2 protein-coding genes are annotated in these 916 nt (G+C 43.8%); one reads left to right on the forward strand and one right to left on the reverse strand.

All coding sequences use genetic code 11. The features are described 5' to 3' along the window. Window positions 1-578, forward strand: a 578-nt coding sequence (locus tag GCHA_RS13915; protein WP_039992536.1) for a hypothetical protein, incomplete at its 5' end; no start/stop codon positions are given. 106 nt (window positions 579-684) lie between these two features. Here the strand turns inward: GCHA_RS13915 and GCHA_RS13920 are convergent. Continuing rightward, the coding region (locus GCHA_RS13920; protein ID WP_039992537.1) for a PhoH family protein at window positions 685-916 on the reverse strand (232 nt) is incomplete at its 5' end.

The raw sequence follows: 916 nt of genomic DNA on the forward strand, positions 1-916 counted from the left end.
TTGTGGTAGATAGCAAACTCAGTAGGGAAACCCGCATGACCGCAGCAAAAATTATGCTCGGCTGTGATTTAGTTCCTAAGATTTGCATGAGTTTGATACTGACCGTGGGCGGCATACTTGCACACTACCTTGGCGTTCAGCACGCGCTCTGGCAATTAATTGGCATCATTTTACTTGGCCCAGTTTGGTTAACTATGGTGTTGGTTTTACACTATCGACACAATGGCAGCTATATTGCGTTACTCACAAAGATAGATTACTGCTTTCGTTGGGCGATGATTGCCGCGTTAATCGCCTCGAGCATATACGCTTACAGCACTGGGCACTTAGTAGAAAACTCGTGGATAATTATCAAACTCTTGGGGTTCGCCTGCCTAATATTTTGCGGGCTAATGATCCGAGTTAACCTAAAGCCCTTCTCGCTTGGTTATGCCAAAATACTCCAAAACACTCAGGATGACGCAGACAACCTAAATATGCTCCGTAGCCTTAACAAGGTTAAACCCTGGGTTATCACCATTTGGTTACTATTGATATTTGAAGCGTACGTGGGGATAGCCAAACCCTATGTGGGTTAATAGAACGCATAAAAAACCCAGTAATTGGAAAATCCAACCACTGGGGTCATTTCAACAAGCTAGTTCCACCTTTTATTCATGTAATTAAAAGCAGAATGAAATGCGGCTATAGCTGCTCTTCAGCGAACTCTGCCAAGCGGCTGCGCACCACACCATCTAGGTTAATCGTTGCGCTACCCGAGAAGTTTTTAAATTTCTCCACTATGTAGGTTAAACCTGAAGTAACAGCACTTAAGTAGTTGCTGTCTATTTGTGCCAAATTACCACTACAAATTAGCTTAGTGCCCTCACCGCAACGGGTGATAATGGTTTTAAGCTGGGATGCAGTAAGGTTTTGC

Source organism: Paraglaciecola chathamensis S18K6 (assembly GCA_000314955.1).
Taxonomy (GTDB): domain Bacteria; phylum Pseudomonadota; class Gammaproteobacteria; order Enterobacterales; family Alteromonadaceae; genus Paraglaciecola; species Paraglaciecola chathamensis.